Below are 6,703 nucleotides of genomic sequence, written 5' to 3'. Positions count from 1 at the left end.
TTAACTCAGCAGTCTTTTGGAGCCGTAACCAAAGTTGCAGAAGGCATTGGGTCGATTTTGTCCCTCGTCCTCTAGTTCCTAAATTCCTCGTTGATTATAGTAACCATAAGATATTTTGCGATCGGACTCGCTCCTTATGGGAAGACAATAAAATCAAGACTGACCCTTCGCTTCAGACAGGATTGACGTAGAGTCGGAAACCCAACCCGATTTGTAGGGGCGATTCGAGAATCGCCCGAAACAGATAGCGCTGAGTTGGAAACCCAACCCGATTTGTAGGGGCGATTCGAGAATCGCCCGAAACAGATAAAGCTAATGCATCAGTCCTGCACCTGAACAACCGCCATCAGAATTTTCAACCCTAATGATCCCGTTTGAAACTCCGTTTCTCGGGTCCAGGGCGTCAGTCTTGTCAACAAAACAGGTACATTAGACAGGACGAGTAGAGCAAGATTTTGCCCATTTTGTGGAATTATCATGACCGCGAGGTAATCATGTAAAGCTTGATTACAAAGGTAGGTATTGAACCTGATTAATTAAATCTTCTGATTCACAGGCTTTCGCAATTATTTCTAAGTCCCGCACGCATTCACCAACACTTACATACTGTTGATGTCCGTAAATCACTCCACTAAATTTTACTCCCTCTTGCTGGCGAAAGTTTGCTATGACTAAAAAATCATCATCTTGGGTAAAGATAACGCGATTAAGTTCGGTGGCGCGTTCGAGTAAAATAGAGTCAGGAATGCCATTTTTGCCATCTTCTTGTACTGTAATAACGTCTATCCCCCGCAATTTTAAACCATTACTAATTGCTCGACGAACATGTTCATCCATGTAGAGGGCTATGGTCATTTAATTAGCCCCTGAGTGCGAAGTTTTTTAACCAAAGCGGATTCGCCAGCTTCTTGACGTAACTTTTCAACTCTCTCAACTCGTTGGTGAATATCGGCATCTAGTTCTTCTTTGTGATCCCAATAGTAAGCTAATGCCGAATAAATTTGACTCATGGTTAAATAGGGATGTTGAAATTTAATTTCTTCGGGACTCCAGCCAAAAGCTAGATGACCGGAAATTAATTCAATGACTTTCATGGTTGTTCCCGCAATGTAGGGAACGCTGTTTTCATTTAGTTCTATGTATTTGTATTGAGTAGCAGTTAAGTTCATTTGGCCTCGTTACTGAATTAAGTACATTGCTTCAGAGATAACTTATTTCTAAGTCTAACACGAGGAATTGACTCTGCCCACGAGAAGAAAAGAAAGCCTGGGCGATTTTCCAATCCGGTGACTATCACAATTGTTTACTGAGGGACTCGCTAATCGCAAACTTGCCTTGAGAGACGAAGCTGGCGATCGCTCACCTCAATTTATCCGCATTACTTCTCAATACTAGCCAGAACATCAGCCCCTATTTGAGCAATAATCCTGTCCTCACATACCAGGCTGATCTATGATTTGTTTTAAAGCATCAAGAAACTTACCATTAAGATTCATAAAATCCTCCCACTTAAAGCCGCCAAACTCATCTCCCCAACCATGGGGAAGAAATACTTGACGCTCATCTAGCTTGAACCATTCTGCCGCCTCATGAAGTTCAAAACTGGCCACAAGGTTCGCAAAAGCGTGTAAGGCATCTGATGATGTTATGATAGCTGACAATTTTACTGTGTTATTAATTGTTAAGCCAGCCTCTTCACCCTTCTCTTGAGAATTAGGTAACGATGGACATCTAAGGGAAATAAAAGCTTGTTCGTTATCTATTCGACGGATTGAAAAACTGTACCCGGGCTTATACGATATTCTTTTTGCCACCTCAATCAATATCAGAAAATTTTCTTCCATGATCTTCCCTGTGTTGTTTTTTCAGTAATTAGACCAGCATTAACTGACCTATTGCAATGTTCCTGTCTACTTATTTAGGTTTCGCGTAATCTAGTAAGAGGGATTGAGTGGGGGATCACGCGACATAACAACGCTTTGCTGTACTCTACCCTGGTAATCAAAAATAGCTCGCAAGGTGAAAAATACATCAAGACTATTTGTTCCCTCCGTACACCCATCATGAGTAATATGTTCTGTGGGAGCTATATAAGCCTCTCCTGGTTCTACTCTTAATTTAACAACAGGATAATTTGGAAAAAGCTGCATGAATGCCATACAAATTCTTGAGCTACCCGAAGTTTTACTAATTGCATTACTATGAATTTCTAATACCAAACTATAAAGCTGCTGAATTGATAAATTGATGAATAAAAAATATCGTGGTTCCGAGCCCAAATTTATTAGGATACGATGCAGCGATGAACCACGCTGATTATCAATGTGAAGACCGACCTTGCAATTATCAGCACCAACAGTTACAGTCATCTGGTTAGGGGCATTCCACCCAATTCCATACTTAGTTATGTCTGCACTTTGAAGACAAAAGGTTTCAATATGCTCTTGAATTAGACTGATACCTTTTTTTACCCGATCTTTTTGGAAAAAATAGTTCAATTCTCTAGGGTCTTTTACACTATTTATATCATTAAAATGACTTAAAATATTTTGAGGAATACTGAAAACAATTACATAAAGATTTGATGAATTCTCAAATTGACGGATGAACAGTATTTGTTGTTCTAATACGGTAGGTTTTCGCCACGGTAATTGAGGGATAATTGCATCCCGACAGTAAGGAGTAGAACATCGATCTGTTGAAACATCAGCTAGGGCTGTTCCCGAACTTAATAGAACACGCTCTTCCAACATGATGTCATTATAACTTGGAACTATTTTGACCCCTTCAATAAGTTGATACATATATTATTGACTTTGAGCTAGTAGAAACTCAAAATTTGCTGGTCAACTAACATAAGCACATCAGAGCGTCAAAGACCTGTTGTGATGTAATAGATGTAATAGAATCAGAAGTAATATGTTTATGAGAGGCAAACCGAAAACCCCATTTTTGGGGATTAGTTGGTCCAAAAATACCTACTCCTGGTACACGAAATAAGTCCGCCACATGAAGCATACAGGAGTCAATACCAAGGAAAAGGTCAGCAACACTTAATAAAGCAAATGATAATCCTAGAGGAATGCCAGATACATCAAAAATTCGATTTTTGTAATATGCCAATTCCAAAGGTAAGTTGTGATGCATACCTACAATAATAACTATGTAGTCAGTCTGAACTGACAAAAATTTATCTATTGTCCTTATAAATTTGTCCGCTGACCATATTTTTCTGGGCTTAGTATCTGTGTGTACAATGAGTAGTTTATTTTTTTTCATAGACACTTTTAAATCTTGAACTAGCGTTAAATATTTTTTTTCTATATAGGGAGGATTACTAAAATCTTCAATTTCAATTTGAGGATTGAATAAATGATTTACACAAAAAATACTATCAAAACAATTAATTTTTTCTGATAATTCATAAGTGAATGTAGGATAAAATCCCACAGAAACAGGAGGTGATAAACTTTTAATTAACCGTTCTAAATCAGGTGATGTCCATAAACAAAGAGAGATAAACAAGTCACAGCCACTAGCTTCTTTAGCTAATACTTCATAGTCAAATGGGGTTGATTCTCTTCCTATTTTCTGCATTATATGAACACCTGACGCTCCAAAAGTTTTTATAAACCATACAGATTCAAAAACAATATCTGAGAAAATCTGTGTGTACGCTTCCTCTACGACAATCAGTGACAATCGACCAGAGAATATATTAGAAAGCGCCCGAAGTGCTGGTAATGCGATAATGTGATCGCCAATACCGTTGGCAAAAAAAACTACTGGGCGGCTAAAGTTATGAGGATTTAGCATAAACTGCTTCGACTTTCCTTAACTACAGAATGTAAATTATCAACACAAGCACTAACTAAAAGCTTGCCTGCATCAGTTAACGCTTCAGACTTTATTAAACCTTGATAAGCTACCTCGGCAAAACTAAGCGTTTCAACCCAGTAACTCTCAGCTTGCGAGTACAAATTTTTCGATGAAAAACAAGGAGAAGATAAAAGTTTAGCCCATACAGCGGCTCCTGCTGAAAAAGTCATTAGAGCATGAATAACCTGTCTGAGGGGACGGTTTCTGTTTTTCCAAGGAGAAAAAACCTCTGGTGAATTTCCGTCTGTTGTGTAAAGACGCACATTTTTTTCAACCAGATTAACCTTGGTATGAAAAAACTCATGCACCATTTGTACAGATAAGTGGCATCTTTCTTCGAGCCGATTAATTTCAGAATCGAAGTCCTGCCAAGCCCAACCAGGCAACGATGATACAGAACCAGCTTTGCGTGTAGTAGGAGAATAACGAGGCAAAACAGTGTACAGCTTCATCGCCCGACTCATACTTACACCAAGCCCCATATCTAAGAATGGAAGTATGTCTAAGCAGAGCCGGATCTCATTATGCCTAGTGTTGACAACCGTGATACTATCGACATAGTTTTTTTCAATAAAGTTAAACTCATTTCCCGCTGCGGCTGGTTGAGTTATCGCTGTGGAAATACGAATTCCTGACCGTGTAAAGCTGTCTGGTAGCCAATTTATGCAATCATATTCATCGTCAAATAGTAGGTTAATTACCTGTTCTGTAATTTCTCCTAGATCGCTATCTTGCTTTACAGCCGCAACGCCAGCTAAGGTAGGAAAGCAAACAAGACAGCCAGCAGTGACTGTTACTTTTTTGAGAGGTTCTAACCCTAAAATCAAGCCTCCACTCAGCGGGGAAAACAAAGCATAAAAATTAATTATTCCATCATTAATATTATTAGTTTTCCCGCTGACATAAGCTTGGAAAAGTGAGCCAGATTCTGCTTCAAGTTCCCTATATTGCAAAAATAAACCGCTCAATATATTCACCTCATCACTTTGCTTGAGAAGCGCCGCCGCTAACTCATAACCTTGATTGCTAAGAATATGCAGCATAGCTAGGTGTCGAGTAGCTGACTGCTCGGCATATTCACTTAACGCCTTTTGATAGAACAGTTGAGTGTCATCTAATTTACAGGTCAATTCCAAGTCAACAGTCCCAATCTTAGTTTCTTGCTTTGGACAAATGCTCATAACTTAATGTTTTTATGAGATAGCGGAAAGTTCTGTGGACAAGTAATTTCTGATATGCTCGATGAGAATCATCATATCTTCGCAATAAACTGATTCCCTATTAAAGCCATTTTGGGAACTATAACGATGAGGAAGATATCCGCCACCACAGATTTCAAATAATTGACAATCAAAACACTTTTGAGGTGCAGAAAAGCGTTTTATAGAGAGTGCTTTGACGAGAGGCAAAGACTCTAAAGTCTCAATCGGATGAGAGTCCAGCGACTTCCCTGTTTGGGTTGCGCCATGATAGGCTGTTTTGAGAACATCTAGCCCGTGATACGTGCCATCGGTTTCAACTATGATTACTCCATTACTTAATGCCCCATAGGAATCATAGCCTCTCTGTCCACCGATTAAAAGCTTCATTAGAGTTCTGAATATACGAACTTCCATGCTGGTTTCTGAAGCTATCCAATAATCGAAAAGAGAGGATAGCCATCGACCAAACGTTCCTGGGGGATACTTATCGTATGGAAAAGTATCATGGTTAAAGTCGGGCAGAAGAAAATCTATAGAAGTGGTGTTTAATTTTTCAAAAAATGTCAATAGCTCATAAGGATCTATTTCTGGATTTGCAACGGTAAGAAAACCTCCAAATACAGACTCGCCAGATTTGGGATTACGCAACTTTTCTACACCCGCTATAACTTGAGAAAAACTTCCATTTCCTTTGGCGTCAACTCGCATACGATCGTTCCATTCTTGCGGTCCATCAATACTTACACCCGCACGAACATTAAAGTCTTGGAGTACCTGCACAATGTCATCGTCTACTAGGGTGGCATTCGTTTGAAGTCCGAACTTTACATCCGCTTCAATATCCTGAAAATTATTCGACAAAATTGTGAATAACTCTCTAAGTCTAGCGGCTCCGAGTAGAAGAGGCTCACCGCCATGAAAGACCACAAGAATCTGTTTTAACTCACGAATACGAACATAGCTGCTGAGACGATCTGCTAGAAGCTGGATCGTCTCAGCAGTCATAACGACTGGCTGATCTCGCCAAGTTTGATCTGGGTGTTCGTACATATAGCAATAGGAACACTTGAGGTTGCAGCGACTCACGACCTTAACTACAAAAGTTGTTATCGGTTGCACTTCGTAAAACTCAGTTCTCTGGGGTAGAAGCAACTCAAGTGACATAAATCTTTCCTTTAAAGCTACGTTTTTGAAAAACCAAATCATTTTTGGCTAAAAGCCTTTTAAACCAAGCACTTTTTCTGTAAAAAGCGACCTCAATTTTTATTGTGGCTACTGAAATCTTGCCAAGCAATTGGCTCTTTACCCATGCGTTCCGCTTGAATCGCTTTAATTGCATCTACAACTTTTGGATTTATTTGCTGTAGCTGTTCATCTTTCAACTCATTAACTGCAAGTTTAGTAACAGATTTATTTCCCTGATAAGCGTTCATTTAGCTTCCTCCTTCATTAATTAAATGGATGTACAAATCAGTTTTCCGGGGTATCAGCAACTCAAGTGACGTAAATATTTCGTGTTTCGTCGAAGCTGCTCTAAAAACCCAAATAATTTTGGGGTAAAAGCCTTTTAAGCCAAGCACTTTCTCTGTAAAAAGCAGACTCAACTTTGATTGTGACTACTG

8 protein-coding genes are annotated in these 6,703 nt (G+C 39.2%); all 8 read right to left on the bottom strand.

What is annotated here, in order from left to right:
- Nucleotides 1-507: 507 nt before the first annotated feature.
- Nucleotides 508-855 (bottom strand): DUF5615 family PIN-like protein, encoded by a 348-nt coding sequence (locus NG833_RS11575; protein ID WP_254565443.1) that lies wholly within the window; start codon nucleotides 853-855, stop codon nucleotides 508-510.
- Complete coding sequence (locus NG833_RS11570) at nucleotides 852-1,169, bottom strand: DUF433 domain-containing protein (protein WP_254565442.1); 318 nt, start codon at nucleotides 1,167-1,169, stop codon at nucleotides 852-854. The genes NG833_RS11575 and NG833_RS11570 overlap by 4 nt, the downstream gene beginning before the upstream one ends.
- A gap of 264 nt (nucleotides 1,170-1,433) precedes the next feature.
- Nucleotides 1,434-1,844 (bottom strand): hypothetical protein, encoded by a 411-nt coding sequence (locus NG833_RS11565; protein ID WP_254565441.1) that lies wholly within the window; start codon nucleotides 1,842-1,844, stop codon nucleotides 1,434-1,436.
- Nucleotides 1,845-1,934: 90 nt separating this feature from the next.
- Nucleotides 1,935-2,804, bottom strand: a complete 870-nt coding sequence (locus NG833_RS11560; RefSeq protein WP_254565440.1) for a hypothetical protein — start codon at nucleotides 2,802-2,804, stop codon at nucleotides 1,935-1,937.
- 46 nt (nucleotides 2,805-2,850) lie between these two features.
- The gene (locus tag NG833_RS11555) at nucleotides 2,851-3,816 is read right to left on the bottom strand and encodes a glycosyltransferase family 9 protein (protein WP_254565439.1); all 966 of its coding nucleotides are present in this window, start codon (nucleotides 3,814-3,816) and stop codon (nucleotides 2,851-2,853) included.
- The gene (locus NG833_RS11550; protein ID WP_254565438.1) at nucleotides 3,810-5,060 is read right to left on the bottom strand and encodes an HEXXH motif-containing putative peptide modification protein; all 1,251 of its coding nucleotides are present in this window, start codon (nucleotides 5,058-5,060) and stop codon (nucleotides 3,810-3,812) included. Before NG833_RS11550 ends, NG833_RS11555 begins: the two co-directional genes overlap by 7 nt.
- A gap of 12 nt (nucleotides 5,061-5,072) precedes the next feature.
- Nucleotides 5,073-6,245 carry a radical SAM protein gene (locus tag NG833_RS11545; protein WP_256555923.1) on the bottom strand — a complete coding sequence of 391 codons (1,173 nt, stop codon included), beginning with the start codon at nucleotides 6,243-6,245 and terminating at the stop codon, nucleotides 5,073-5,075.
- A 92-nt stretch (nucleotides 6,246-6,337) separates the two neighbouring features.
- Nucleotides 6,338-6,514 (bottom strand): hypothetical protein, encoded by a 177-nt coding sequence (locus tag NG833_RS11540; protein ID WP_254565437.1) that lies wholly within the window; start codon nucleotides 6,512-6,514, stop codon nucleotides 6,338-6,340.
- Nucleotides 6,515-6,703 lie beyond the last annotated feature (189 nt).

The organism is Oscillatoria sp. HE19RPO (assembly GCF_024220515.1).
Taxonomy (GTDB): domain Bacteria; phylum Cyanobacteriota; class Cyanobacteriia; order Cyanobacteriales; family Laspinemataceae; genus Laspinema.
This window is presented reverse-complemented; position numbering and strand designations above follow the sequence as displayed.

Bases quoted from the DNA above. Each gene is read 5' to 3' on its own strand.
- NG833_RS11570 (WP_254565442.1), bottom strand. From the start codon at position 1,169: ATGAACTTAACTGCTACTCAATACAAATACATAGAACTAAATGAAAAC.
- NG833_RS11575 (WP_254565443.1), bottom strand. From the start codon at position 855: ATGACCATAGCCCTCTACATGGATGAACATGTTCGTCGAGCAATTAGT.
- NG833_RS11565 (WP_254565441.1), bottom strand. From the start codon at position 1,844: ATGGAAGAAAATTTTCTGATATTGATTGAGGTGGCAAAAAGAATATCG.
- NG833_RS11540 (WP_254565437.1), bottom strand. From the start codon at position 6,514: ATGAACGCTTATCAGGGAAATAAATCTGTTACTAAACTTGCAGTTAAT.
- NG833_RS11545 (WP_256555923.1), bottom strand. From the start codon at position 6,245: ATGTCACTTGAGTTGCTTCTACCCCAGAGAACTGAGTTTTACGAAGTG.
- NG833_RS11560 (WP_254565440.1), bottom strand. From the start codon at position 2,804: ATGTATCAACTTATTGAAGGGGTCAAAATAGTTCCAAGTTATAATGAC.
- NG833_RS11550 (WP_254565438.1), bottom strand. From the start codon at position 5,060: ATGAGCATTTGTCCAAAGCAAGAAACTAAGATTGGGACTGTTGACTTG.
- NG833_RS11555 (WP_254565439.1), bottom strand. From the start codon at position 3,816: ATGCTAAATCCTCATAACTTTAGCCGCCCAGTAGTTTTTTTTGCCAAC.